General features: G+C 48.8%; 14 protein-coding genes. 5 read left to right on the top strand and 9 right to left on the bottom strand.

Features of this window, described 5'->3' with window-relative positions:
- Positions 1–75: 75 nt before the first annotated feature.
- From H6F93_RS08355 to H6F93_RS08345, 3 genes are all read right to left on the bottom strand, one after another.
- Complete coding sequence (locus H6F93_RS08355; protein ID WP_190641668.1) at positions 76–1,368, bottom strand: glutamyl-tRNA reductase; 1,293 nt, start codon at positions 1,366–1,368, stop codon at positions 76–78.
- A 542-nt stretch (positions 1,369–1,910) separates the two neighbouring features.
- On the bottom strand, positions 1,911–2,951 hold the full coding sequence (gene glpX, locus H6F93_RS08350; RefSeq protein WP_190641667.1) for a class II fructose-bisphosphatase: 1,041 nt from the start codon (positions 2,949–2,951) through the stop codon (positions 1,911–1,913).
- 102 nt (positions 2,952–3,053) lie between these two features.
- A complete protein-coding gene (locus H6F93_RS08345) occupies positions 3,054–5,870 on the bottom strand; it encodes a response regulator (RefSeq protein WP_190680057.1) in 2,817 nt (938 codons plus the stop codon).
- Between the two features lie 279 nt (positions 5,871–6,149).
- Here H6F93_RS08345 and H6F93_RS08340 point away from each other — a divergent pair, with 279 nt between their 5' ends.
- Genes H6F93_RS08340 through H6F93_RS08325 form a run of 4 tightly spaced genes read left to right on the top strand, consistent with a single transcriptional unit; the run spans position 6,150 to position 13,894 of the window.
- A complete protein-coding gene (locus H6F93_RS08340) occupies positions 6,150–9,512 on the top strand; it encodes a PAS domain S-box protein (RefSeq protein WP_190680056.1) in 3,363 nt (1,120 codons plus the stop codon).
- Positions 9,502–9,882, top strand: a complete 381-nt coding sequence (locus H6F93_RS08335) for a response regulator (RefSeq protein ID WP_190680055.1) — start codon at positions 9,502–9,504, stop codon at positions 9,880–9,882. The genes H6F93_RS08340 and H6F93_RS08335 overlap by 11 nt, the downstream gene beginning before the upstream one ends.
- Before the next feature lie 2 nt (positions 9,883–9,884).
- A complete protein-coding gene (locus H6F93_RS08330; RefSeq protein WP_190680054.1) occupies positions 9,885–11,534 on the top strand; it encodes an EAL domain-containing protein in 1,650 nt (549 codons plus the stop codon).
- Positions 11,535–11,545: 11 nt separating this feature from the next.
- Entirely contained in the window at positions 11,546–13,894 is a 2,349-nt protein-coding gene (locus H6F93_RS08325; protein WP_190680053.1) for a CHASE2 domain-containing protein, read from the top strand.
- Positions 13,895–13,898: 4 nt separating this feature from the next.
- Here the strand turns inward: H6F93_RS08325 and H6F93_RS08320 are convergent, their stop codons facing one another.
- Positions 13,899–14,777, bottom strand: coding sequence for a hypothetical protein (locus H6F93_RS08320; protein WP_190680052.1), 879 nt, complete (start codon positions 14,775–14,777; stop codon positions 13,899–13,901).
- Between the two features lie 280 nt (positions 14,778–15,057).
- The gene (locus H6F93_RS08315) at positions 15,058–16,074 is read right to left on the bottom strand and encodes a fatty acid desaturase family protein (RefSeq protein ID WP_190680051.1); all 1,017 of its coding nucleotides are present in this window, start codon (positions 16,072–16,074) and stop codon (positions 15,058–15,060) included.
- Positions 16,075–16,194: 120 nt separating this feature from the next.
- Here H6F93_RS08315 and solA point away from each other — a divergent pair, with 120 nt between their 5' ends.
- Positions 16,195–17,355, top strand: a complete 1,161-nt coding sequence (gene solA, locus H6F93_RS08310; protein WP_190680050.1) for an N-methyl-L-tryptophan oxidase — start codon at positions 16,195–16,197, stop codon at positions 17,353–17,355.
- A gap of 29 nt (positions 17,356–17,384) precedes the next feature.
- On the opposite strand, the gene H6F93_RS08305 is transcribed toward solA, so the two are convergent.
- The 4 genes from H6F93_RS08305 to H6F93_RS08290 all read right to left on the bottom strand — a co-directional run bounded on the left by H6F93_RS08305 (position 17,385) and on the right by H6F93_RS08290 (position 26,508).
- Positions 17,385–21,374 (bottom strand): AAA-like domain-containing protein, encoded by a 3,990-nt coding sequence (locus H6F93_RS08305; RefSeq protein ID WP_190680049.1) that lies wholly within the window; start codon positions 21,372–21,374, stop codon positions 17,385–17,387.
- A gap of 32 nt (positions 21,375–21,406) precedes the next feature.
- The gene (locus H6F93_RS08300; RefSeq protein ID WP_190680048.1) at positions 21,407–22,711 is read right to left on the bottom strand and encodes an AAA-like domain-containing protein; all 1,305 of its coding nucleotides are present in this window, start codon (positions 22,709–22,711) and stop codon (positions 21,407–21,409) included.
- 150 nt (positions 22,712–22,861) lie between these two features.
- Positions 22,862–25,483: an ATP-dependent chaperone ClpB gene (gene clpB / locus H6F93_RS08295; protein ID WP_190641658.1), complete on the bottom strand. Its 2,622-nt coding sequence runs from the start codon at positions 25,481–25,483 to the stop codon at positions 22,862–22,864.
- A 206-nt stretch (positions 25,484–25,689) separates the two neighbouring features.
- Positions 25,690–26,508 carry a Uma2 family endonuclease gene (locus H6F93_RS08290; RefSeq protein WP_242042203.1) on the bottom strand — a complete coding sequence of 273 codons (819 nt, stop codon included), beginning with the start codon at positions 26,506–26,508 and terminating at the stop codon, positions 25,690–25,692.
- Positions 26,509–26,672 lie beyond the last annotated feature (164 nt).

The raw sequence follows: 26,672 nt of genomic DNA, 5'->3' as shown, positions 1-26,672 counted from the left end.
CCAGCCCAAGAATTCACCCCTCTAAAAAAGGCTTAAACACTTAAGTTTCTAGCCCCTAGTCTTAGTTCCTAGCCCCTAACTATACTGCTCGTTCGAGGCACCTTCCAGGTTAAACAGAACTTGCAGCGTCTGCATTGCCTTGCGTCGTGCCTCAATGTCTTGCTGGGCACGAAGCTGCACCATCGGGTCGTGCAGAATTTTGTTGACGATACCTCTGGTAAGGGCTTCGATGATGTCCTGGTGCTTTTCGGCAAACTCTGTTCCCAGGCGGGACAGCGCTTTCTCTAACTCTTGCTCCCGGATAGTTTCGACTTTGTCTCGGAGGCTGCTGATGGTGGAAACGGTTTCAAGTGATCGCCACCACACCTCAAACGCCTCAACTTCTTCTTCCAGCAGCGCTTCCGCTTCCATTGCCATCTGCCTGCGGCTTTCCTGGTTTTGCGCCACTACTGCTTTCAAGTCATCTACGTTAAATGCCTGGACATGAGACAAATCGTTGGCATCAGCATCGACGTTGCGCGGCACCGAGATGTCAAACAACATCAATGGCTGATTTGGCTCCAGAATCATCTCTAGCTTGGCGCGGTCTAACAGTGGCTCAGTTGCAGCAGTGCAGGTAAACACCACATCAGAATTTGCTAGCACCGTGTGCAAATCTGCCAGCGTATGCAGCCGTAAATCTGCCTCTTTGAACTGATTGGCTAATTCCTGAGCACCATTTAGCGATCGGTTCAGAACGCAGATTTGAGCAGGTGTTCTCGGTAAGAGGTGTTGCACCAGCAGCCGTGACATTTTGCCTGCACCGACGATCGCCACCCGACAAGCTGCCAGGTTTTGCGTCTTCATCTGCGCCAGTTCTACCGCAGCGGAACTGATGGAAACAGCCCCTGTACCGATGCTGGTTTCAGTGCGAACACGCTTTCCTGCCTCAATCGCTTTCTTGAACAGGTGATTGAGAACTCGCCCAATCCCTTTGTACTGCTGCCCAACTTTGTGGGTGTGCTTGACCTGCGACAGAATTTGCCCTTCGCCCAGCACTAGGCTGTCTAGCCCTGCCGCTACCCGCATCAGATGCATTACGGCATCCTGGTGCAGCAACGTAAACAGATAAGGGCGCAACTGGTAAATCGGCAATTTGCTGTATTCCGCTAAAAACTGAGCCACTTCTCGCATTCCATGCTCAGTTTCACTGGTGACAACGTAGATTTCCAGACGATTGCAAGTGCTGAGAATGGTAGCTTCCTGGATATGGGGATAGCTACAGAGATGGGCGATCGCCGCTTCCATTTGCGGAGTCGGAATACTCAGCTTTTCTCGCACTTCTACCGGGGCTGTTTTGTGGCTCAGTCCCACAACGGCAATATTCATCGTTCCTCCCAAAGTTTTTGAACGGGTCTGCTGATAAGTAGGTTGCCCTTCTGCTGAAAGGGGTCTTTTTAGGTATGTCGAACAAGGCGCTTTAACAGCCGACTCTTTTCAACCCTAACAACTGCATTTGAACATCAGCCAGACTAGAGATTAATCAAGTTTTCGTAATATAAACAACTAACCCATAAGAGTCAGCAATCTAAAAGAAGTTTATCAACTTAAGGTAGGCGGCTAAAGCGCCAAAGCCGCTTCTATCGCACTTTTCTGCATGAATTTTTATGAATTGCCCTGAGATACAATTCTTCAGATTGCCCGTCTTTAACTCCACACAGCTAATGCACCTCGTAGAGGCACACTCACGAAGTCGAGGGAAGAATTTGGTTGTTGTACCTAATCTGTAGACGAAAACGGTCGGTCGTTTTTACGCAGAATTTAAGATCCCCAGACTCTTCAAGAATCTGGGGATTTGTTCTTGCAGGGATGGGACTCATCAGGAAAAGACTTGATGAATTCCATCTCTACAAGAACGGGGAGGAGTTGATTTATCTCAACTGCAAAGAGGGTGCTTCTTCAGACAGCATGTGAATCGTATCGACAAAGCGCACCGTGCGAGATTGGTTAGAAATAACCAAGCTTTGTGTCCGGGCACCGCCATGAAAGAAACGAACGCCTTCCATCAGCGTTCCAGGGGTGATGCCACAAGCCGCAAACAATACGGTTTCGCCAGAAGCCAACTCGTCAGCATCGTAAACCTTGTCGGGGTCAGTGATGCCCATCGAGGTCAGGCGCTCGATATTGCTTTCCTTGCTTTCGCCAATCAAGCCCGTTTTAACGATCGCCGGATCGTAGACCAACTGTCCTTGGAAGTGACCACCCAGGCAGCGCATTGCTGCTGCGGAAATCACCCCTTCGGGAGCCGCACCGATGCCCATTAGCGCATGGATGTTGGTGCCCGTAAACCCGCAGGAAATGGCAGCAGATACATCACCGTCGCTGATCAGCCGAACCCGTGCGCCTGCTTCCCGAATTTCTTTGATTAATTCGTTGTGGCGATCGCGCTTCATCACTACCACGACCAATTCTTCAATAGAACGGTTGAGGCACTCCGAGAGAATCTTCAGGTTCTCGGTGGCTGACTTGTTGATGTCCACCTTGCCCTTAGCGGCGGGTGGAGCAGCCAGCTTCTTCATGTAAAAGTCGGGTGCAGCAAACAATCCGCCTTTTTCAGAAATAGCCAGCACTGCCATTGAGCCATTCTGACCATAAGCAACCAGGTTGGTGCCTTCGCAGGGGTCAACGGCAATGTCAATTTCAATCAGCTCATCGGGGTTACAGAAGTCTTTGGCATCGGGTTGGGTACAAATTCCCACTTCTTCCCCGATGTAGAGCATGGGCGCGTCATCCCGCTCTCCTTCTCCAATCACAATGCGCCCACGCATGTAGATTTTGTTCATGCGCTCTCGCATAGCCTCCACTGCAACCTGGTCAGCAGTGTTCTTTTCACCTTTACCCATCCAGCGGGCAGAGGCGATCGCCGCCTGCTCCACCACCTCAATAATCTCTAAACCGAGTGTATTTTCCACCAGGCATGCCTCCCAACTACTGATTTTGCGACGTTTTGCGGACTGAGCCTCAGTCTAAAAGTCTATCAGAATGGGGAGATCGCATTAAAGCCAGTTGATAATTCAACTTATGTCAAGTTTTGTAGCCACAAAAGCTCGTCGTAAGCGCTGCATCACAACAGGCGAGCGGTAAGGGTCTGAAATGTAGTCAAAGGCTCCGAGTTCTAAAGCCGTTTCTGCCTCGCTCGGAGGCAGCGATAGCATAATTAGCTTTGAGTGGCGCGTCACCTGCTCTTGCGCCAGGTGCTTGAGCAGTTCGAGTCCGTCTATTCCCGGTAAGTTTCTCCCAATCAAGATAATTTGCGATCGCACCTCAGGCTCGTTTCCCGCTAGAAGTTCGATCGCTGTCTCGCCATCCTGTAGCCAGTGATTGTGGTATCCCCTGGTTTCCAGCGCATACAGCAGTGGTTGAGCAAAGCTTGGGTCGGGATGCACTAGCACCACATCGGTTTTGAGTAGTGCTTCAGCCTGAATTGGTTGCCAGTAAGCGGGGAGAACGCGATCGCCTCCCGCTGCTTCAGCCAGATCTAACGCTGCATTGGCTGACTGGTAAAGATCGCGCAGCAGCAGACCGTCTTCGGGATACTGAGCCACTCCTGCACTGAACGTGATCGGAAGAGAGGTTTTACCTTCGACCGTAATTTCTATCTGCCGCAGGGCTTCTAGAATTTCTGCCAGCCACTCTATACCAGCGCTGCGGTTGATGCTATACATGCCAATCACAAACTCTGCCCCACTCCAGCGAGACACCACATCTTCAATGCGAAGCTTTTGTCGCAGCAGTTGCGCTACCTGCCGCAATGCCTGGTCGCCAAACCGATGCCCATGCTGGCTGTTTATCTGCTTCAAGTGATCCAGCCTCAAGACAGACAAAGAGAGGGGCTGCTGAGAGCGCTGTGCCAGTTGTAGGAGCTTGCTTAACTCTTGAGTAGATTGTTGTCGATTCGCCGTACCCGTAAGTGCGTCTGTTTCTGTCTGATTTCGTAGGAGTCGAGTTCGTTCAATGCGGTTCAGAATGCGGGTAATCAATTCTGGGGCAATGATTGGTTTGCTGACATAATCGTCTGCCCCAACCGCAAACACCTGCTGAATTGTGCTTGCATCAGTATGGGCAGTCAGAAAAAGCACAGGCATCCAATTCCAGTGAGGATCGTTGCGTAGGGTCTGACACAATTCAATGCCATCTAGTTCTGGCATTTCAATGTCAAGGACGAGCAAATCGGGTTTGGTTGCTTCTAGGGCATCCCAAAACTGCAACGGGTTATCTAGTGTTGCTACCCGTAACCCCCAAGGCTGCAGCAAAGTCTGAAGCGCCTGCAAAATTAACGGGTCATCATCGACGACCAAAACGCTCGACTCTACTTTTCTGTCTTGGGCTAAAACTTCAGTCACGGCTTCTAAAACTTCGGTGGGAGTCGTCGGTTTTTGTAGAAAGCGTCTGCCTTTAAGGCGAGCAACCGTAACCCGATCGACTTCTTGCCCTCTTCCAGTAAACACGAGGACGGGAATGGGAGGAACGCGCTGACTCAATTCTGCTAAAAGCTTTAGCCCAGCTTCATCCAGTTCTGAGTGGTTAGATTTTGTTTCATCAGACTCTACAAAAGACAAATCTAACAGCAACACATCAGGGGAGTTACGGTTGATTTCGACTCTAGCAATGTCAGGGTTAGGGGCGATTGCTGTTCTAAATCCCCGGTTTTGGGCTTCTGCGCTCAGGAGTTCTGCCAATGTCTGATCGTCATCCACAATCATCAGGAGAGGTTCCTGAGTATTTGCACTGACCAATGTTTTAACTTCTGCTACAGGTTCAGGCTGCTTTGGCAAGGAAGGGCAAATTGCCGCCTCTAACAGTTGGCGCAGGTCTACCACCTGCTGTTGAATCTGCTGTTGCTGGTCGGGGCTGAGTGCCGTTTCAAGCTGCAAAAGCTGCTCGATTTGACGGGCTAGCTGGGTGCCTTCTGCCAGACCAAACGTTCCTAAAGAACCTGCCAGCTTGTGTGCTTCTTGTTTGGCGCGTTTCCATAGGCGATCGCTCTTGTCTGGCATTGGGGTTAAACCCACTGCTGCTTCCAAAACTTCGATCTGCTGAAGGGTTTTGGCTTTGGCTCTTTCCCAAATTTTGGCGACGAGCGATCGCGTTTGCTGCTCCGGGCTTGAGGGAAGAGGGGTGACCAAAGATGCAGTCTTTTCCAGCGGTGGATTTTTCAAGTAATTCATGTTTAAGCGATAGCCCAAACCATAGACCGTTTCTATAACATCCGTTGCTCCAACTGCTTTGAGCTTTTGCCGTAGTCCTTTGATGTGAGCTTTAACGGTGTCTTCTCCGGGCAGGTCTTCAAATCCCCAGAGCTGATCCAAAATGGCACTGCGGCTATAGACGCGCTGATTATTTCGCAAAAGCAGCTCTAGGATGGCGTATTCCTTAGGAGTCAAGTGCATCACCGTGCCGCTGTAAGTTACCTCACAGGTGCTGGGGGCGAGGCATAGTTCTCCCCACTCTAGAAGGGGCGATCGGGAGGAAGTTCCCCGTCGCAACAGCGCTCTCATGCGAGCCAGCAGTTCTTGAGGAAAAATCGGCTTAACCAGGTAGTCGTCTGCTCCGGCATCTAGCCCAATGACTTTATCGGTACTGGTATCTCTGGCAGTCATGAGCAAGACTGGAACTTGACTGCCCTTCGTCCGCAACTGACGACAAAAACTGATGCCATCCAACTTGGGCAGCATTACGTCCAGCAAAATTAGGTCATAGGCTAGCTCTTCTGCAAGGGTCAGACCTGATAATCCATCCTCGGCTCGATCGACCGTATGGTGCTGTTCGATTAGCGTGTCGGTGAGCAGTTCTGCAAGATGCTCATCATCTTCAACCAGTAAGATTCTCATGGACATTCATCACTGAGCCTAGAAACTCAATCCGCACCATAAGGATTCCCTAAAAATTAGCGATACTGACAATTTATAGCTGGCATTGCAACTCTATGGATTGTGGTTGTAGGAGCGGACGAAGCCAACTCCCTCACAACCGCAACTATTTCAAGAATCGGACAGGATTCCAATCGCTAATTTAGGGAATGCTAAATCCAAAGCTGTGCAAATTTTGCGAAACCATTCATACAGACCTGCACTTTTGGGCTGGTGAGCTTCAGGATAGTTCTCAAGAATATGGTCAATGCTCCCTTACCTGCTAACGAGTCAGATAGACTGCAAGCGCTTCACCAGTACAGAATTTTGGATACTGCGGCGGAACGCGGGTTTGATGACATTACCCAACTCGCTGCCCAAATTTGTCAGACTCCGATCGCCTTGGTCGGTTTGTTAGAAGGCGATCGCCAATGGTTTAAGTCCAAAGTTGGTTTGGAAACGCCCCAGGTACCCCGAAATATTGCTTTCTGTAGCTACACTATTGGGCAATCAATGCTGATTGTTCCGGATACCTTGGCTGATCCAAGGTTTACAGACAATCCGCTGGTGACAAACGATCCCCACATTCGATTCTACGCTGGGGTGACGCTACTGACCTCTGAAGGATACGCTCTCGGAACTTTGTGTGTACTGGATCGGGTGCCACGGGAGCTAACCGCCGAGCAGGTGGAGGCACTGAAGGTTTTAGGACAACAGGCTGTTCGGCAACTTGAACTACGTCGAAACTTGACCGACCTAGAACGAATGGCGATCGAGCGCAGGAAAACAAAGCGCCACGGTTCTTTTCGGCAAAGGCTAGCGTTAGGGTTTGGTGTGGTTGCAGCACTGGCAATTGGAATGAGTGCGATCGCCCACCGAGGTGAATTTCTGCTGATCACTTCTCTTAACATTGGAGCTTTAACGCTGTTTTTCTCTCTGATTCGTCAGGAGATGGCTAAACATCGGCAAATAGAAGTCAAGCTAGAGCAAGAGCGTGACTTTAGTGCGGCAGTACTCGACACTGTTGGAGCTCTGGTCGTTGTTCTCAACCCTCAAGGGGAGATTATTCGCTTTAACAACCGCTGCGTCCAAACAACGGGCTTCGCTTTTGAGGAAGTTAGACATAAGCCCTTTTGGAACGTGTTTTTGACTGCTGAAGAGATAGAACCCGTCAAAGCAGAATTTTTCAGCTTAAAGGTAGGTCAGTTTCCAAACACCTACGAGAATTATTGGTTGACCAAATGGGGAGAGCAGCGGCTAATTGCCTGGTCAAATACTGCACTGCTGAATCCAAAAGGGGCGGTGGAATACATCATTGGAACTGGGATTGACATCACCGAACGCCGTCAGGCGGAGTTAGCCCTACAAAAGAGTGAAACGACCACTCACGCCTTGCTGGAAGTAATTCCCGACTTGTTGATTCGGATGAATCGAAACGGCACATACCTAGATTTTGTCTCAGCTAAAGATGGAGCAAAGTTTGCCCCATTTAACAAAATGCAGGGTAGGAATGTTTACGAGTGCATACCACTTGAGCTGGCTCATCAACGAATGCAGTATGTAAATCGCGCTCTGCAAACAGGTGAGATGCAGATTTATGAGTTTCAGTTTCAGATGGTTGGAGTACTACACACGCAAGAAGCTCGAATAGTAGTCAGCGGTGAAGACGAAGTGCTGGTAATCGTCAGAGACATCAGCGATCGTAAGCAGGCTGAGGTGGCGCTAGCTCAACTGGCTGCAATTGTTGAATCTTCTGATGATGCTATTCTCAGCACCAGCCTCGACTCTCGGATTACAAGCTGGAACTTGGGGGCAGAAAAAATTTACGGCTACTCAGCCGAGGAAGCGCTAGGGCAAACCGTTACATCATTGCTGCTGCCGCCTAATGAAGATGAGCGATCGCCCATTCCTGAGAGCCTGCAACCGCAAACCCACCTTGATTACTACAAAACCCGACATCGGCGTAAAGATGGCAGGCTGATTGACGTATTTCTAACCCTGTCTCCAGTAAAAGACCAGACTGGCAAAATTACGGGGGCTTCGATGATTGGGCGAGATGTTAGCGATCGCACTGCTATAGAGCGCATGAAAGATGAGTTTATTTCTACGGTCAGTCATGAACTCCGCACACCGCTGACTTCTTTGCGAGGGTCACTGGGGTTGTTGCTAACTGGCAAAATGGGCACCCTAACTGAAAAAGGGCATCGGATGTTAGAGATTGCTGTCAACAATAGCGATCGCCTGATTCGCCTAATTAACGACATCCTTGACCTGGAGCGTCTAGAATCTGATAAATTCACCCTGCATCAGCAGTCTTGTAATGCGGCTGATTTGCTGCGACAGGTAGCTGAAATGATGCAGCCCATGTCTGAAAGAGCAGGCGTGACTCTCTGCTGCTCCAGCATTTCGGTCAGCATCAATGTTGACCCCGATCGATTGATTCAGGTTTTTACCAATCTAATTAGCAACGCGATTAAGTTTTCGGCTGCGGGTAGCACTGTCTGGCTGATCGCAGAAACTTACGTTCCACCGGGAGCAAAAGACAGTAGTGCCAAACCTCCTATGCTTCTGATTTCGGTCAGAGATCAGGGGCGTGGCATTCCTCCAGAAAAGCTAGAGTCTATCTTTGAGCGGTTTCAGCAGGTTGATGCTTCTGATTCACGGCAAAAAGGCGGAACAGGGCTAGGGTTGGCGATTTGCCGCAATATCGTCAGGCAACACGGCGGCAAAATTTGGGTAGACAGTGGGTTGGGTGAAGGGAGTTGCTTTTATCTGACGTTGCCCCTAGCTGAGTCCAATGGGTTGAAAGGGTTGCTTGTTGGCAACAAGCAATCCATTGTGATGTGCCACGATGCGTCAACTCATTTTGAGACGCTGCAAGGTTTGCTGGAGCAACAGAATTATCAGGTGGTTGTCGTTAAGTCGGTGAAAGAGGCGATCGCCAGAGCAGCAGCCTTGCAGCCAAAGGCGATTTTGCTGGACTTGGATAATCCTAAGACGGATGACTGGGAACTGCTAACGCTGCTAAAACAGCGCAATAGCATTCCAGATATTCCCCTAATCATTTTCGATAACCCCTCTTCACGAGTTGAGTTTGAACTATTGGGCACAATGGGTTGGGTTTATCAATCGGCTGATTACGCTTCTCTGTTTCAAATGCTGAAGCAATTCGCGATGCAGCAAGGACAGGTTGGGCGAGTGCTAATTGTAGAAGATGACCTAGACTTAACACGAGTTTTGGCTGCGATGCTTGGTTGCCATCAGGTTCAAACTGCATATGCTCAAACTCAGCAAGCCGCCATTGAACTGTGCCAGCATTTCATTCCTGACTTGCTCGTGTTAGACCTGACTTTATCAAAGGGAAGTGGATTTGCCGTTGTAGAGTGGTTGCGCCAGCAAGAACACTTCTGCCAAATGCCATTGATAATCTACACTGCCCAAGAATTAGGAGATGTGGAGCGATCGCGTCTACACCTGAGTCACCTGGGTCAAACAGAATTCATTACCAAAAGCCGGGCTGTTCCAGAAGCGTTAGAAGCGCTAATCATGCGACTACTCAATCGAGCGACGGCAGGTGGTGAGCGGTTTAATTTAGTTAGCGGAGGTATAGCTGGTGGCAACTAAGCGAGTTCTAATTATCGATGACGAGGATGATATTCGGGAAGTTGCTCAAGCGAGTCTTGAGATGATGGGAGGATGGGAGGTGATTACCGCTAGTTCTAGCAGTGAAGGACTGGCTCTAGCTGAAGCGGAGCAACCCGATGCGATCTTGCTAGATGTCATGCTACCTGACATGGACGGTCCGACAACGTTTCAAAAGCTCCAGGCAATGCCTGCAACGCAGCAGATTCCGGTTGTGCTACTTACTGCTAAGGTGCAGGCGGCTGATCAGCGCCGATTTGCCGATTTGGGAGTGACGGCTGTATTGTCTAAACCTTTTGACCCCGTTGCGCTGGCTGATCAGGTTGCCGCCGCGTTGGGATGGAGTCTTTAGCAATGGTTGAGCCAAACGTTGAGTCAAACTCTCAATCTGAAGAAGTGCATCGCTTTTCGCTAGAGCTGGATTCAGAGCTAGACGACATTGCTTCAGCCGTCAGCTATGAGCTAAGAACACCCCTGACCTCAATTCGGGCGGCACTGGGTTTGCTGTTGACCGGCATGCTTGGCACTTTGCCAGAAAAAGGGCAACGAATGTTGGAGATTGCGTTTAGCAATACAGAGCGCTTGATGCGTTTGGTTGATGTGTTGGAGTCTGATGTGGAAACAGACGGTGAATTTAGTGCTTTTCATCAACTGTCAGGATCAGAACCTTTGCTGCATCAGTTGGCAGCATTAAGTTGGCAGCAAAAACTCTGTAATGACGAGTTAACTGCTTTACCTACGCCAATGGTGTTCATGCGGCAGTTGAGGCAGGCGATCGCCACTGCCCAAGCTGATCAAACGCTGGCAATTTTGCTAGTTGATGTCGATCGCTTCAATGTAATCAACGACAGCTTAGGACGGGAAGTCGGCGATCAATTGCTGCGGGCGATCGCTCAACGACTGATTCTAAATTTACCTCTAGTGCAGGCGATTACTCACCTGCGTGAAGATGAGTTTGGCATTTTTCTAGAACAGATTGAGGATGCGAATGAGGCGATCGCCGTTGCCGAAAAAATTCAGCAAGCGTTTGCCTCACCCTTTAATTTCAATGGTCAAGACGTATTCCTCTCAGTCAGCATTGGCATCGCGACAGGCACAAAGCATGATCAGTCTGAAAGTTTGATACACAACGCCTACTCCGCTGTGTATCAGGCAAAGGCGCTAGGCAAAGCTCGTTATGAACTCTTTGATGCTGAGCTACGAGTCAAAGCATCCTCTCGACTGCGGCTAGAAACTGACCTGCGGTTAGCCTTGGCGCGTCAAGAATTTCAGCTTTACTATCAGCCGATTGTAGCGGTCGCAACCGGTAAGATCAGCGGCTTTGAAGCGCTGATTCGGTGGCGACATCCACAGCGAGGGCTGGTAACTCCAACAAAATTTATTCCATTGGCAGAAGAAATGGGGCTAGTGAGCTTGATTAGCCAGTGGGTTCTCCATCAGGCTTGCTCCCAACTGCACCAGTGGCAGCAGCAGTTTCCGAGTCAGCCACCCTTGACTATCAGCGTCAACCTCTCTGCCCAGCAGTTTTCAAAATCAGACTTACCTGAGCAGGTGCAGCAAATTCTCCAGGAGACGGGGCTAGACTCACAAAGTCTGAAAATCGAAATTACAGAAAGTGCGATTATGCACAGTCTTGAAACTGCGACTGCTGTACTAGAACAGCTCAAGGCGCTTGGGGTACAGCTTTACGTAGACGACTTTGGCACGGGATATTCTTCTCTAGCGTATTTGCATCGTCTACCGATTGATAAGCTGAAGATTGACCGTTCTTTCATTACCCGGATTGATTCTGAAGGAGAACAGCTAGAAATCGTTAGAGCTATTGTCAAATTAGCCTGGAATCTGGGCATGGATGTCATTGCTGAAGGGGTCGAAACGGCAGCGCAACTAGCGCAGCTCAAGGCGTTACGCTGTGAATATGTGCAGGGCTTTTTCTTCTCCAAGCCGCTTGATCGAACGATGGCAGAAGCACTACTGCGTCAAGGTTTAGTAATTCGAGCTTAATCTGGGCAGGTATGAGGCGACTTCGGCGGATGGGGTGGCGACTATTACCAGGCGGAATCTCCTCATTGGCAGTCGTGTTTTTGGCGATGTGGGGAGGCTGGCAACCACTGGAGCAAGCTGCCTATGTGGCGTTGTTTCGGCTGCGAGGGGCGCTGCCCTGGAATGACCAGGTGGTTGTGATTGAAATTGATGATGCGAGTCTGCGGCAACTGGGGCGTTTCCCATTTTCTCGACAGCGCTATGTCCAGCTTTTAGATCGACTATCGGAGGCGCAGCCTAACATTGTGGCGTTTGACCTGATTTGGTCAGAGCCAAGCCCAGACGACTTGCAGCTCAAGGCGGCAATGGAGCGTCACAGTCTAGTTGTGTTGGCTGAAGCCTGGGATGGGCTCGGTTTACCGCTATCCCCTACGCCTGATCTGGAGGCAGGGGCGATCGCCACGGGTCACATTCTCAAGCACAGTAGCCCGGATGGCTTGACTCATACTATCAATCTGCAAATTCAGCAGAAGCCTGCTTTATCGGTTTCAGTGCTTCAGGTTTACAGCCTGATTCAGGAGCCGATTAATCTGCCGGACTTAAACCAACCGCTGCGAATAAATTGGCTGAGTCGAGTTGAGCAAGCTCCTCACTATGCATTTGTAGATGTACTTCAAGGCAAAGTGCCACTACAGGCGTTTCAAGACAAAATTATTTTGGTTGGCGTCACGGCAACGGGCTTAGATCCTTTAGTGACTCCATTTGATCAAGATTTGCCTACGAGTGGGGTTTACCTTCAGGCAACGGCAATCAACAATTTGCTGCAAGGAAATTTCCTCCATGTATTTGCTCAGCGGTGGGTGCTGTTTGGGTTGCTCCTTGCGGGTCCAGTTTTAAGCTGGTGTTTGAGTCACTGGCGAACTGAGCTACAGGCAACCGTGTGGTTGGGGCTATGTCTAGCTTGGGGAATCTTTGGCTTGCTGATGTTTCGAGCAAACTACTGGTTGCCAATCGCTTCACCAATTGGTCTTTTTACTGGAACGGTAGTGGTGGTGGCGGTGGGCGATCGCCTCCAACTTAATCGCTTACTCCAGCAAGAAATTGAACATCTCTGGCAAAGTCACTATCAGGATGTAGTAGTTTCTCGCAAAGACACGTTGCCGATTTCGGATTTACCTGAGAGTCCTGCTGCTTTGCATCGAGTCACCCAACTGGCAGAACTGGCAGAGCAGTTTGGACGCTCCCAGTCGGCTCAGGCGGCGATCGCCCGCAGTTTACCTATTGGGCTTTTAGCGGCAGACCTGAACGGGCAAATCTGGTTTTGCAATCCTTTAGCAGCAAAGTGGCTAGGAGTGCAGGTGGGCGATCGCCTGCATTCTCACTTAATTCCTCACTGGCTAAGCGAGGCAGAATGGCAGGCTGACCTGCATAGCCTGAAAACGTCTGGCTTTGCTCAGTCCAGGCAGCTAGAACGAGGAGAAAGCTGCTTGGAAATCAAGCTAGAGCCGCTGGTCTATGCGATGGCTCCCAATTCACAAACCGCATTGCCTCTAGATGGCTTGCTGCTGGTGTTGAATGACATCACTGAGCGGCAGGCAATCGCTCGGATGAAAGATGAATTTGTTTCTGTCGTCAGTCATGAACTGCGTACCCCCATTACCTCAATTCGCGGCTCACTGGGGTTATTGGGAACGGGTAAACTGGGCAGCTTGAGCGACAAAGGGCAGCGCATGTTAGAAATTGCGATCAACAACACCGATCGCTTGATTCGCCTGATTAATGACATTCTTGACCTGGAGCGCATCGAATCTGGCAAGATTACTCTGTCCAAGCAACCTTGTGACTTAGCTGACCTGATCCATCAAGCTGCCGAAACAATGCAGACAATGGCTGACACTGCTGGAGTGACGCTTTTAGTTTCTGCGGTATCGGTTCGGTTTATGGGAGATAGCGATCGCCTGCTGCAAGTCTTTACTAACCTGCTCAGCAATGCCATCAAATTCTCCCCCAAAGGCAGCACCGTTTGGCTCACCGCCGAAATCCAAAACCAATCTGCAACAACACATCAGCCCACAACTGCAATTCAATCCCCACCTGTTCCCCTCCAACCCTCAACCCCCAACCCCCAATCGCCAACCCCCACCCTCCTGATTCGCATCAAAGACCAGGGACGCGGCATTCCGGCCGACAAACTCGATCTAATCTTTGAGCGATTTCAGCAGGTTGATGTGTCTGATGCTCGTCAAAAGGGAGGAACGGGACTGGGTCTACCGATTTGTAGTGCGATTGTAGAACAGCATGACGGCAAAATTTGGGTGGAAAGCCAGTTGAGCGTGGGTAGTACTTTTTACGTTATGCTGCCAGGAACAATGGATGTGTAGAAGCTCAGGGATTGAGCGATCGCCACGTATCGGCTAACGTTTTGGCAATCGGTTTGATGACTTCACCATCAGTCCAATATTCATTGTGAGATGTGGGATTCCAATTTTGCAACATCCCGCCCGCATTCACTTTTTTATCCTTCACGACCCGCTTGTATTTCTCATTAATGTTTTGAATTGGATAACCTAATAAGTCATCTTCATCGTAAAAGTTGACCCATTCCCCTCTGAGGTTGGGGTAATGCTGTGAAAGTTTAGGTGAAGGAACAGTAATTGGGGTGCCAAAGTCTTTGTGGCGCAATGACCAGAAGGCAATTTGACTACCAAAGGTGTAAAACAGGGATAAGGTTTCACCTTTCTCTAAAGGCGTGTTGCCTATGGATATCTGTGCCTGGTTATTTTGCAAATCCCAAATGTAGTTGCTGGCGATTGTAGAACCCAAGCTGTGAGCCACAATGCACAGTGGTGCTTTATCACCAGCACTGGTAGCTAGTTTCTTTAAAGTATCGGCAAAACACTGGTGAATGCCGTCGTAGATGTGGCGGTCAGAGGCTGCGGAGGAAGAAGTCACTTGATAGGCAACGCTGTCGGATAGGGAGTGAAAAATAAACTCACCGAGTCGGAAGAATTTTTTGAGCTTGCCTTCAATCTGGAGGCGATCGCACAATTCATCTTGAATTGTTTGCACTACCTCAGCCCAGTAGATTGGCTCGATCACCAGTTTTGCGTCAATCGTGTCAACTTCCTCATCTAACACTTTGGCAAGCTCTGACTTTAGCTTTTTTGCAAATCCACTAGTAAATTTGGGGCTATCTTTTTGAGCAAATTCAGGATTTGCTTCTCCAATGCCGTGAATTACCGCGACTGCAATCTTTTGAGGCATAAAGGCTCCGTTTGTAGAAATATTCTAGGGTTATGTGTTAGTGCAACGTTGAATTGACCCGTTATCAACGTTATGCATAATGCAGGACAATGCCAAGCCCCTAAGCGGGTGATGCGTATCGCTGAAAATTGGGATAATAAAGAAGGGACACGAAATCTCGCATCCCTCTGCATAATCTATTCGCTTACAGAATTACCATCGGCGTTGTTGATTTGAAGCAAAGCGGAACCCGACAAAATTCAAGTAAGTGCCAGGTTGCACATTGTTTTACTCACATCCATCAATAAACTAAAAATGAAACGCCAACTGCACCGTAGAAAGTATCTGGTGTAGGGCTTCCTTGATGGTCTACCGCCTGTCCTTGCCCTGAAAAGATACGGGTCACTCGGAAACGATGATAGTTGTCCAATAGTTGAGCTAGGGAAACGTAGTGAACTTCTTCACCACTGAATAGTTCTGCATCCAGTTCAGGCAGTGAATGCCAGGGACATTTCATCAGTTCATGGTGAGCATTGTGATAACCAAAGTTAAGCAACAGCAAGTTCAGCCAGGGATAGCGTTGAGAAAGTAGTGTCGAGAAAGTGTTTGCCTGTTCATGGGCACGATCGCGCTCTGGTAAAGGCGTTCCCGGTGGAAAAACCTCATAGGTATGCTGAAATGCATCCATCCACCGCAACACTGTAATCATGCCAATGTAAGACAAGAAGTAAAGTAACAATGCTTTCGGTGAAACAATTGCCAATAGTGTAAACAAACTGCCACGAATCAGTAGTAGCGCAGCCACACGTAACCGCTCATCCTGACGTTCAGGATCTTGAAATGTGTTGAAAATGGAGCGCCATTGCAACCAGAATGAGATCACTGGAACGTAAAGCCATTCCAATGCGAGGATGGTTTGCCGCAACAGCTTCGGCATTTGTTCCAGCGTTTCAGCTAGGTTGAACGCAGAAAAATCTACCCGATCAATGTGATGAGCGATGTGACGTTTTGCTAGCTTGTCAAAGCGCCCGTAGCAGCCACCCGTAATCCACAGCACTAGGGTGCCGAAGATGGCATTCCAGCGCCGATTCCCGAAAATGGTACTGTGCATGAATTCGTGCGACAGGTAAGCTGAGAAGACTAAGCCGTGAGTCAACAGCATGACCCCGGCGGCATTGAGCCAACCGCTAGGCAACAGCAGCAGAGAAATTCCACCGACATAGCTCAACAAGCTGTAGAGAATGGCGATCGCATTCCACAGTGGCTTTTGGCGATGCACATATAGATTAACGTTGACAGTTGCAGGAAGAGTAACCATAAGCTGTTAAACGCTGGACTCCATCTTTTTGAGAACACTAAAAGAGTTCTACATATTGTGCCTGTATTGTAGATAAACCAGTCCACTGATTGAGTCACCGTTTCCTGACTTAATAGCCTTATGTCTGCAAACGTTAACGAATTTGATGCGATCGTGCTGGGTGCAGGCGCGATGGGTAGTGCCGCAGCCTATTACTTAACTCAGGCTAGACAGCGCGTTTTGCTGTTAGACCAGTTTGAACTGGATCATCAGAAGGGCAGTTCTCATGGGCTGTCACGAGTAATTCGCTATTCCTACGACAATCCAATTTATTTGAACCTGATGCACGATGCCTATCCGCTCTGGTTTGCGCTGCAAGAAGCAGCCGGAGAACAGCTCTATTTCAAAACGGGAGGAATTGATTTTGGCTTGCCCTCAGAACCAACAATGCAAAACTTGAAAGCCAGCCTGAAGCAAACTAATCTACCGCACGATCGCCTCTCTACCCACGAAGCCCAAAAGCTTTTCCCCCAGTTTCGGTTTGACGAGGGAATGGAGTCGATTTACCAGGAAGACACAGGCTTTTTGGCTGCTTCTCGCTGTGTGTTGACCCATATTCGCTTGGCTCAGGCAAGTGGCGCAACGGTGCTAGATCAAACTCCGGTTAGTCGGATTGGGGTGAAGGGCGATCGCGTCGAGGTGCAAACCGCTAGGGGCAAATATGGGGGCGATCGCCTGATCATCACAGCAGGCAGTTGGGCAAAAAGAATATTGGCAGAACAGGGAATCAATCTACCGCTCAGGGTAATGCCCTGCCAACTTGCCTTTTTTGAACCCGATAACCCGACAGACTATGAGCCAGGACGCTTTCCGGTATTTATTGCTCACCTGAATGCAGACTATGGTGAGAGTCCTTACGGCATTCCTACTTATCAAGGCTCTGGCGTAAAAATTACTCCGTTTTACGGTTGGAAGACTGTTAGCGATCCGAGTGAAGTAGATTACACGCCCGACCTGGAATGGATTGAACGCTTACGAGAATTTCCCCGTCGCTACATTCCTGGTGCCAATGGCAAACTTGTTTCTACCCGTCGCTGTCTTTACACTGTGACTCCAGACAAACATTTTGTGATCGATCGCCACCCTCACTATCCTCAAATCATCATTGGTGCAGGCTTTTCAGGGCACGGGTTTAAGTTCAGTACATTAGTAGGCAAGATTTTGATGGAGTTGGCGATCGCAGGCAAAACCAACCACGACATCAGCCTGTTCAAGCTCTCTCGCTTCCAGGATCACAATTAATTGTGGGGACGTTTTACAATCACTCAAAATCATCCATTTAGATCATTGAAGTCACACATCTGGCGGTCTTGCTCACTGTTAGCACCAAAACTGTCACCGTGAGCAAAATAGGGTTGCAACCAATTGCACCCTCGTTGCAGCAACCCATCGAGGTCATCCAGTCGCCACAAGCGCGGTGTGTTGTCTGCTTGGGAAACAACTATAATGCTTTTTCCATCTGGGCTGAGTGCCATCGCGTATCCTTCATACTCAGCAATTTGGTTGCCGTTGTTGTCCCAAACTCTAATTCTGTTGTCTTCACCTAACGCGGCAATGCGATCGCCACTCAAACTAACCTGCAAAGTCCCTGGATAAGACTCTACTGGCTCTTTAAGCCAACCTGTTCGCCCTTTGATCGCCTGCAAATTTCCCTCCATGTTCCAGGTGAAGGCAACTTGTTCAAAAGGTTTAACAAACCTTCCGCTTTCTGGAATGAAGATTGTATCAGAGAGGTCATTGGTATAAATCGATTGAGTGGCTGTGGAAAAATTACTATCCTGGATCGTTCCAATCAGATTGCCCTGCAAGTCCCACAGTTTGACTGCCGTGTCTAGCGATCTTGAAATATCAGGCGGTGTAACGGTGATAATTTGTTTACCATCGTGGCTAAAATAAGCGCTGTTTACGTACTCAGAATGAGCTTGAAATGAGTCTATCTCCTGTGCCTGAAGATTCCACAGGCGTACCATACCGTTGCCGCTTGCTGTGACGATTCGATCGCTTTGGGGGTTGAACTGTAAGGACTCAAGTTCTTCAGAGATAGGTGGTGAGGTTGCTATTTGATTTCCCTCCATATCCCAAATTTGAATTGTGTTGCCCTGCCTAAAGGTGGCGACATACCTTCCATCTGAGCTAATTGGACGTTGCCAATTCGTTCCCCAATTTCCCGATAGAACTGTTGACTGATTTCCTTCAAAATCCCAAACTTCTACTGTACCTTCACCTAATGAAGAATATCCATGAGTAAGAATGCGATCGCCAGTTGGACTAAATTCTATCCTCTTAAGTTCACCCTGATGTCCTTTAAACTCAGACAGTAAATTACCTCGAATATCCCAAACTCGAACTATGCCATTTTCCAGGATTGCAGCAACATGCTCACCATCAGGGCTAACTTTTAAGGCTGTAACTGGCTCTTGTTGTCCTGCAAAAGTAGCTAGCTGATTGCCCTGTAGGTTCCACACTTGGGCGAAGCCTACACTATCGTCGTTTACGGTAATACGTTTGCCATCAGGACTAAATTGAATAACCGATTCAAGGCTTAAATCGCGGCTTTTCAAATCTATCAATAAGTTGCCTTGGAGATCCCACAGCCGTAGGTCACTACTGCTTCCTGCAATGTTAGCTTCCGTTTCTCCAAAGCTGGCGATCTGTCGTCCATCAGGGCTAAATTGTACTGCTGCGATTCCTCCTGCATGTGCCTTAAACGCTGTTATTTGTTCTCCCTGAAGATTCCACAAATGGATGTTACCCTCCCGATCTCCAATAACAATGCGTTGACCATCAGTCCTAAATTGCACAGCTTCAATGAAGTGTTGATGTCCACTGAAAGTAGCAACTTTATTGCCCTGCAAATCCCAGAGGTAGGCAATATTTTCATCCGTTGTGAGAATGCGATCGCCCTGTGGACTAAATTGCACCAAACTTCTACCGTCACTTTGCTTTGTTAAAGCTGCTAGCTGGTTACCTTGGAAATCTTGAATTGAGATACTGTCTCTTCCAACCATTGCAATATGTTGCCCATGCGGACTAAAAGATACGGCATTTTGTGACAATGATAGTCCTTCGTATACCGCTAACTGATTGCCCTGTAAATCCCATAGACGAGCAGTTTGCTCACTCCAACTTTGGTCAGGATTATCACATGAAACACTAGCTTCGAGTGTGAGAAGGTATTTATGATTTGGACTGAATAGAACATTAGAGATTCGCCCTTCTGTTTGAAGGACAAATTTCTGATCCCCCTGAAGATCCAATAGAGATGATTGACAGTTTGAGTAGACAGCGATGTATTTTGCGTCTGGACTGATTCTAATGCCGCTGATGAAGCTGTCGTATGACAACCCTTGTAGTTTTATCCTTGAAAACTGGTTGCCCTGCAAACCTAAAGCTGTAATGATTGCTACGTCAGGTGCGATTCCGCTGTCAAGAAAGGCAACGCGATCGCCCCGTGGACTAAACTGTACCCAAGTTTGACTAGCCCATGGGCCCGTCACCTGCTGTACTTGAATGTCATCAAGAATAGTTTGTAGCGCCAGAATTGGACTACTAGTGGGGTAATTTGAGCTTGTTTGCCTAATATTGAAATATGTTGAAAACTGAAAAGTTAAAATTCCTAAGCGAAAGTTAAACCATTCTACTTTTCCTTCTGCGATCTGTTTTAGTTTGTGTGTAGATCGCATGGCAGTCAACAGAGCATCAGTCGGCAGAAATTCAAATTGTTCTAAAGCACTATTGCTGTCTCTTTCAATTTCGGTGATGGTTCTAGTGCGATCGACTAATTGTCTTGCCCACAGTCCAATGAGTCCTGCTGCGACCAAGGCTGTTGTGAGAAAAACTGTGCCGATGCGAAGACGCTGTTTAACTGTACGGTTGGCTTTGGTTAAGATCTCGTTGGACTGTTTAGCTTCTCGATTTTCAAACTGTTGGCTGGCTCGGAGAAACTCTGCATCTTGGGCACTCAAGCTTTTGCTCATTGACCATTTCAGGGCTTCTTCTAGCGCCTGCCCACGTAGTAGTCGTGAGTGGTCTTGTTTGCCAGACATCACCCATGCATTGAAGGATTCCACATAGGGACGCAGATTGTTGAGCGATCGCTCTACCCAAGTCTGATCAAAAACGGCTGCATAAATAGGGTTATAAACTTGCAGCACGTTTCCCTGCTTGACTACCAGCCCTGAAAGCCGCAGCTCGATTTGTCCTTCACTATCATCAGCAGGCATTTCTCCTTGCTGCAAAATCTGTTGATAGAGTCCTAATAAACGGCTAGCAACTTTCTCGTTGCGGAGGAGGCGATCGCGAATGGTTCGCAGATGTTCCGGCTCATCCTGGGATTCCCAGTTTTGAATGATCTGAGTTTGGACAAGATGCTGAACCAAAGTAGAAGGCAAAGGTGCGGAAGAATTTTGAATTTTAGATTCTAGATTTTGTTTTTTTGGATTTGACCCAAAACTCACTGTTTTGTTTATCTTCTCTACCTCCTGTACAACCAGTTGACAAACTTTTTGAGTGAGTAGGGGTTGTCCGCCTGTCCAGTGTAATATTTCGCGCAGAGTGTCTTGAGGGTTGGCAATACTTCCTAAGCCTCCGGTAAGTACTTGTGCTTGTTCAAGCTGGAATCCGTGGAGGGCGATCGCCCGTCCAATATTAAACGGGGTACGAGTCTTGTCTTTGATTAGATCTGAAGGAGTTGTGACTCCTAACAGGCAAAAAGTGATACGGTTATACTCTGGGTTATCAACTCGTTGGTTATAGCAAGCTCGAATCAACGCAAAAAAGTCATTGATTGAGAAATTGAGGCTAAGAATACTGTCAATTTCATCAATGAAAATAACAATATTTTGAGCTGCAACTTCTACTAATAAAACTTCTTCAATAAAACGATTAAGCAGATGCACCAGCGCCAGATCCTGATGTTCTTGTAACCAGTTTTTTAGGCTTACTTTTCCAGGCAAATTAGCCCCTCTCCATAGTTCGGAAATCACCTGTTCATACCATTGGCGAGGAGTTAAGTGTTCACTGCCGATCCGGGTCATGTCAACCGCGATGCAGATAAAGCCTTCTGCTTTAAGCCGCTGCATTGTCCGGACTCGCAAGCTAGATTTGCCCATTTGCCGACAGTTAAAGACATAGCAAAAGTGTCCTGCCTTTAGTGCTTGGTATAAGTCTTGGTCTGCCTGACGTGCTACATAACTAGGTGCGTTAATTCTAAGACTTCCCCCGACCTGATATTCATAGCCAGTGCTGGTAGAAAAACTCATATTTCATCTCATAAAACTTAAGTGGAGAGGAGTTAAAGCTGTTCCTCAAAAAACTGTTGATACAGTTCACAGCTGATACTGATCTGATTGCCTTGCAGCCTAACTAATCCCATACTTTCTAATCGGTAAGCCAAGATTGGATCTAGTGGTTTACTAGCTTCCTTAGTTTCAATCACAGCTTTAAAGGACTGCATGAGTTCTGGGTGGGAGCGTAGTGTTTGCCACTGACGACGCAGATCACTACTGTAGATTCCAGATTGAGTTGCCGCAGTTTGGAGTAAATGATTCAGGGAGGTTTCTCCCTTTTGTAAGTGATACAGTGCCAACTGGATCAGGTAAGGATGCCCTCCAACCAGAGCTGTGAGTTGTTCTATTTCTGCGGATGACAGCCGATACAGTCCGTACTGTCCCGCTAATGTTTGGACTTGAGCAACAGTAAGTTCTGTCAGGCGAATGGGTAAGCCTACATTGAAGGGAGATTGATGAATATTCAGTGGGATATAAACTTCGGTGGAGTGAGCAACCACCAGTCGAAGCCGTTGCCAAATGTCTAGATTGTTGGCTTCTTCGTGCCAACTTCGCAGCAGAGCAAAAAAACCTTGGGCAATTTTAGGTGCTTCAAATAGCCAATCTACCTCGTCCAAACCCAGTAGCAGGCAGCGGTCAAGCTGTCCCAGGATATGTGCCTGAAAGTAGGTTGTGCAACTCACCATACTGCCAAAGCGATCGTCCCAATACTCATCAAGCTGAACTGGAAGATTTAATTTGTGGTTGACGGTAATGCAAAACCACTGCAAGAAAGTATCCAGGCTGGTAAGAAACTGTTCTTCTGCCTGCCTTAGGTTTAAGCGAATTACCTGATATCCCACAGCTTCAGCATTGGCGATGATGCGATTAAGGAGTGAGGTTTTGCCCATCTGTTTTGGAGCACGGACGCGGATTAATGCACCTGGTTTGAGGATTTCTTTTGCACAGCGTGCTTCAATGGGAGGGCGCTCAATATAGAGCGGCGATTCTGAGGACAGAGAACTACCGGGAAAGTCGAGATCGGGCGATCGCCCTCCTTTCCCACTCACCAACCCAGGATTGACCACTTCTGGCTTATAGCGCGTAAACAGTTCGATTAGTTCGTCCCGACGAGAATAGTGTTCTCCTTCCAGGTTGCTCAAGCCAAATTCCTTATGGATATTGGCAAGATGACGGCGAACGGTTGAAGGTTCTACACAGAGTGTGGTGGCGATCGCCTCGTCCGTCTCTCCTGCCAGAAAACCTTGCAGGACTTTGCGCTGTCGAGGCGTTAGCTCTTCAAAAATGGCGTTAAAGTTTGCTTCCCTCATGTCTTTAATCCTATGAGAGAGGCAAACGCTTTGAGCCATTTGTGCAAAAGAATGCACAGATTTTAAGGTACTCCAGTTCAGTTTTTGGGGACTAAAAAAGGGTGGTCATTAACCACCCTCTAACACTGTTGAAAATTTTGGCGTAGATAATTACATCGTCACCAGTTCAGCAGGCAGGCGTTTGAAGGCCAGCCGCTCATTTTCGACATCTACGAAGATGGTGTCGTTGTCAATAAATTCGCCGCGCAGGATGTGTTTAGCGATCTGGGTTTCGAGTTCGCGTTGGATGGCTCGCTTCAGCGGACGGGCACCAAATACGGGGTCGTAGCCAACTTCGGCGAGGAAGTCGAGGGCAGATTCGGAGAGACGCAGGGACATTTTACGATCGCTCAACCGTTTCGCCAACCGCTGTACCTGGAGCTTGACGATTTCGCGCAGTTCCGACTTCTTCAAGCTGTGGAAGATGATGATTTCATCAATCCGGTTGAGGAATTCGGGACGGAAGCTGGTTCGCATCGCTTCCATGACGCGCGATCGCATCTCTTCATAACGGGCATCATCGGCTGCCACATCAAGAATGTATTGAGAGCCAATATTGCTAGTCATGATGATCACGGTGTTTTTGAAGTCCACTGTGCGGCCCTGTGAGTCAGTGACGCGGCCGTCATCAAGAATTTGCAGCATGACGTTAAACACGTCGGGGTGTGCCTTCTCAATTTCGTCAAACAAAATCACGGCGTAGGGGCGACGACGAATTGCTTCGGTCAACTGTCCGCCTTCTTCGTAGCCCACGTATCCAGGAGGCGCACCGATTAGGCGAGAGACGGCGTGTTTCTCCATGTACTCGGACATGTCGATTCGCACCATTGCCTCTTCGGTGTCAAACAGATAGGCAGCAAGGGCTTTAGCCAATTCTGTCTTGCCGACTCCGGTGGGGCCGAGGAAGATGAAGCTAGCAGTGGGGCGGTTGGGGTCAGCCAGTCCTGCACGAGAACGCTGGATTGAGTCAGCTACAGCAGTGACGGCTTCTTCCTGACCAATTACCCGACGGTGCAGTTCGTCTTCCAGTTGCAGAAGTTTTTGCATCTCGGATTCGACCAGCTTGCTAACAGGAATGCCTGTCCACTTGGAAATGATTTCGGCAATGTCGGCTTCGGTGACTTCTTCACGGAGCAGCGATCGCCCGGTCTTTTGGGTCAACTCCAGTTTTTCTTCCGTTTCCTCGAGCTTGCGCTGGAGGTCGGTGAGTTTGCCGTAGCGCAGTTCTGCGGCTCGGTTCAGGTCATAGTCGCGCTCTGCTTGGGGAATTTCGACGTTAACAATGTGGTCGATTTCCTCTTTTAAGGATTTGCGCTGTTCCAGGACTTCTTTTTCTGCCTGCCACTGGGCATTAAGGGCGCTTTGCTCTTCTTTCAGGTCAGCCAGTTCGCGATCGAGCCGATCTACCCGTTCTCTGGAGGCGGGGTCAACTTCTTTTCGCAGCGATAGCTTTTCCATTTCGAGCTGCAAAATCTTGCGATCGACCTCGTCCAGTTCATCAGGCTTGGAGGTGCTTTCCATTTTTAGCTTGGCGGCGGCTTCGTCCACCAGGTCAATCGCTTTGTCAGGTAGGAAGCGATCGCTAATATACCGGGTGGAAAGCGTCGCCGCCGCAATCAGCGCACTGTCAGAGATCTTGACGTTGTGGTGCGTTTCGTAGCGGTCTTTCAGTCCGCGCAAGATTGAGACAGTATCTTCAATCGTCGGCTGGTCAATGTAAACCTGCTGGAAACGACGCTCCAAGGCAGCATCCTTTTCAATATACTTGCGGTACTCATCCAGGGTGGTTGCACCGATACAGCGCAGTTCGCCCCGTGCCAACATTGGCTTGAGCAGGTTTCCGGCATCCATTGCGCCCTGAGTTGCACCTGCGCCGACGACGGTGTGAATTTCATCAATAAACATGATGATCTGACCGCGAGAGTCGGTGACTTCTTTGAGAACGGCTTTGAGACGCTCTTCAAATTCACCTCGGTATTTGGCTCCGGCAATCAGCGCTCCCATGTCAAGAGCGATCAGCTTGCGATCGCGCAAGGATTCCGGCACATCGCCTTTGACAATCCGCTGAGCCAGGCCTTCAGCAATGGCAGTTTTACCCACACCGGGTTCACCGATCAGCACTGGGTTATTTTTGGTGCGGCGAGAGAGAATTTGAATGGTGCGGCGAATTTCATCGTCTCGACCAATCACGGGGTCGAGTTTACCTTGACGGGCATATTCGGTGAGATCCCGCCCATATTTCTCCAGCGCGTCGTATTTGCCTTCTGGATTTTGGTCGGTCACTTTCTGGTTCCCCCGGATCTGCTGGATGATGGTCTTTAGTTTCGCTTCGTCTAGCTTAAACTCTTGGAACAGAGCCTTTCCGAAGCGGTCGTCTCTGGCATAGGCTAGCAAGAGATGCTCAATGGAAATGTATTCGTCGCCAAAGTTTTTGCGGATTTCGTCAGCCCGATCGAGCAGAGTATCAAGTGATCGCCCCAAATACACTGAGGTGCCGCTCCCCGACACTTTGGGCTTGCTGTTAACGAATTCTTCAGTATAGTCACGCAGCCGCTCAACGTTCACCCCAGCTTTGTTGAAGATGCTGGTAGCGAGTCCTTCTTTTTCGAGCAGCGATCGCATCAGATGCTCCGTCTCAATCTGCTGCTGCTGCGCCTGCTTAACTAAGTCAGGAGTGCGGGCGATCGCCTCCCATGCTTTTTCTGTAAACTGATTGGGGTTAGTAGGTTGCATAGGCGTTCGGGAGTCAGGAACTATAAGAGCGGAATTGAGTAGTGAGTTTTGAGTTTTAGAAGCAATTCAAAATTCATAACTCAAAATTCAAAACTCCAGATCATTCTCACTAGCGTATGAATTAATTGTAGGAAGTAAGGGGCGATCGCTAGGATCGGTGTTCACGCCTGCTTAGAGGGGTATTGCCGCCCAGTTCCCCTTTTGATTCAAACTTCTGGCTCTATACCCAAAGCTCTTAACTGAGCCGCCAAACGCTCAGCCCGTTGGCTTTCTTGTTCAGCTCGTAAATGCTCTTGTTCAGCCCGTTCTTCCCCAGTCAACAGCAGGTTTCCTTGGTCATCCCACCAGCGCAACCAGGGTAGATCTAGATTTCTGTATTGCCCTTGCCAAATGCCCAGTTCTACACCCATTTGCGGCAAGGCATAGTGTCCTCGCTCATTTGCAGGCAATAGCTCATAGTGATCTTCAATGAAGTGATACACCTCAACGCTGGCTCGCTTCACTTCGTAAATGCCGTAAAATGCTGGGCGAATAACTTGTTCATAAATCCAAAATTTGCCCTTCCAGGGCGTTTTGTCTCGCTCTTCAGAGCCGTTACCCGAGACAAATTCCAGCACGATTAGAGGGGCAATGTGTTCTTGCCACAGCACGTAGGAGCGACGAACTTCTCCATTTAGGGTTGGTGGCGCGTTGGGTACATAGAACCAGTCGGGTGCTTCTGCACCGCGTTCGGGTGGCTCAGTGATCCGCCAGTAAATGCCAGAGTCTTGACCAATGCAGAATTGGGCATCAGGGTGCAGGCGTTCCAGAGTGGACCAAATCGATTCCGTCAGCAAAATGCTCTGGGGATGCTCCTGAAAGTTTTTCACAAACGTACCGTCCGACTCTGGAAGCTGGGTGTGGTCGGGCAGCGGCTCAAATTTGACAGGATCTGTGAAAGCAGAAGTCATCGCAACACCTGCACCGTAGGTTTGCTTTGTATTGTAATCATTTAGCGTTTGCGGGGCGACAAAACTTGTTCCCAAGGTAAACCCTGGGAACGAGTTTTGTAATGAATTTGGTAGCGAGCAAAATCTGTGAGAGGCGTAGCATTCGGCAGATAGCCCTGGAGTAGTCCCAGAGTCCTTGCCCCGCTACGCCCTTAACAGGAGTTTTCGCTATCCCTGGTGACTGACGAACTCCCAGAACT

Source organism: Leptolyngbya sp. FACHB-671, assembly GCF_014695745.1.
GTDB lineage: Bacteria > Cyanobacteriota > Cyanobacteriia > Elainellales > Elainellaceae > JAAUTN01.
This window is presented reverse-complemented; position numbering and strand designations above follow the sequence as displayed.

What these genes read in the sequence shown, in the direction of transcription:
- H6F93_RS08355 (WP_190641668.1), bottom strand. Translation starts at nt 1,368, where the DNA reads ATGAATATTGCCGTTGTGGGACTGAGCCACAAAACAGCCCCGGTAGAA.
- H6F93_RS08345 (WP_190680057.1), bottom strand. Translation starts at nt 5,870, where the DNA reads ATGAGAATCTTACTGGTTGAAGATGATGAGCATCTTGCAGAACTGCTC.
- H6F93_RS08340 (WP_190680056.1), top strand. Translation starts at nt 6,150, where the DNA reads ATGGTCAATGCTCCCTTACCTGCTAACGAGTCAGATAGACTGCAAGCG.
- H6F93_RS08330 (WP_190680054.1), top strand. Translation starts at nt 9,885, where the DNA reads ATGGTTGAGCCAAACGTTGAGTCAAACTCTCAATCTGAAGAAGTGCAT.
- H6F93_RS08325 (WP_190680053.1), top strand. Translation starts at nt 11,546, where the DNA reads ATGAGGCGACTTCGGCGGATGGGGTGGCGACTATTACCAGGCGGAATC.
- H6F93_RS08320 (WP_190680052.1), bottom strand. Translation starts at nt 14,777, where the DNA reads ATGCCTCAAAAGATTGCAGTCGCGGTAATTCACGGCATTGGAGAAGCA.
- H6F93_RS08315 (WP_190680051.1), bottom strand. Translation starts at nt 16,074, where the DNA reads ATGGTTACTCTTCCTGCAACTGTCAACGTTAATCTATATGTGCATCGC.
- solA (WP_190680050.1), top strand. Translation starts at nt 16,195, where the DNA reads ATGTCTGCAAACGTTAACGAATTTGATGCGATCGTGCTGGGTGCAGGC.
- H6F93_RS08305 (WP_190680049.1), bottom strand. Translation starts at nt 21,374, where the DNA reads ATGAGTTTTTCTACCAGCACTGGCTATGAATATCAGGTCGGGGGAAGT.
- H6F93_RS08300 (WP_190680048.1), bottom strand. Translation starts at nt 22,711, where the DNA reads ATGAGGGAAGCAAACTTTAACGCCATTTTTGAAGAGCTAACGCCTCGA.
- clpB (WP_190641658.1), bottom strand. Translation starts at nt 25,483, where the DNA reads ATGCAACCTACTAACCCCAATCAGTTTACAGAAAAAGCATGGGAGGCG.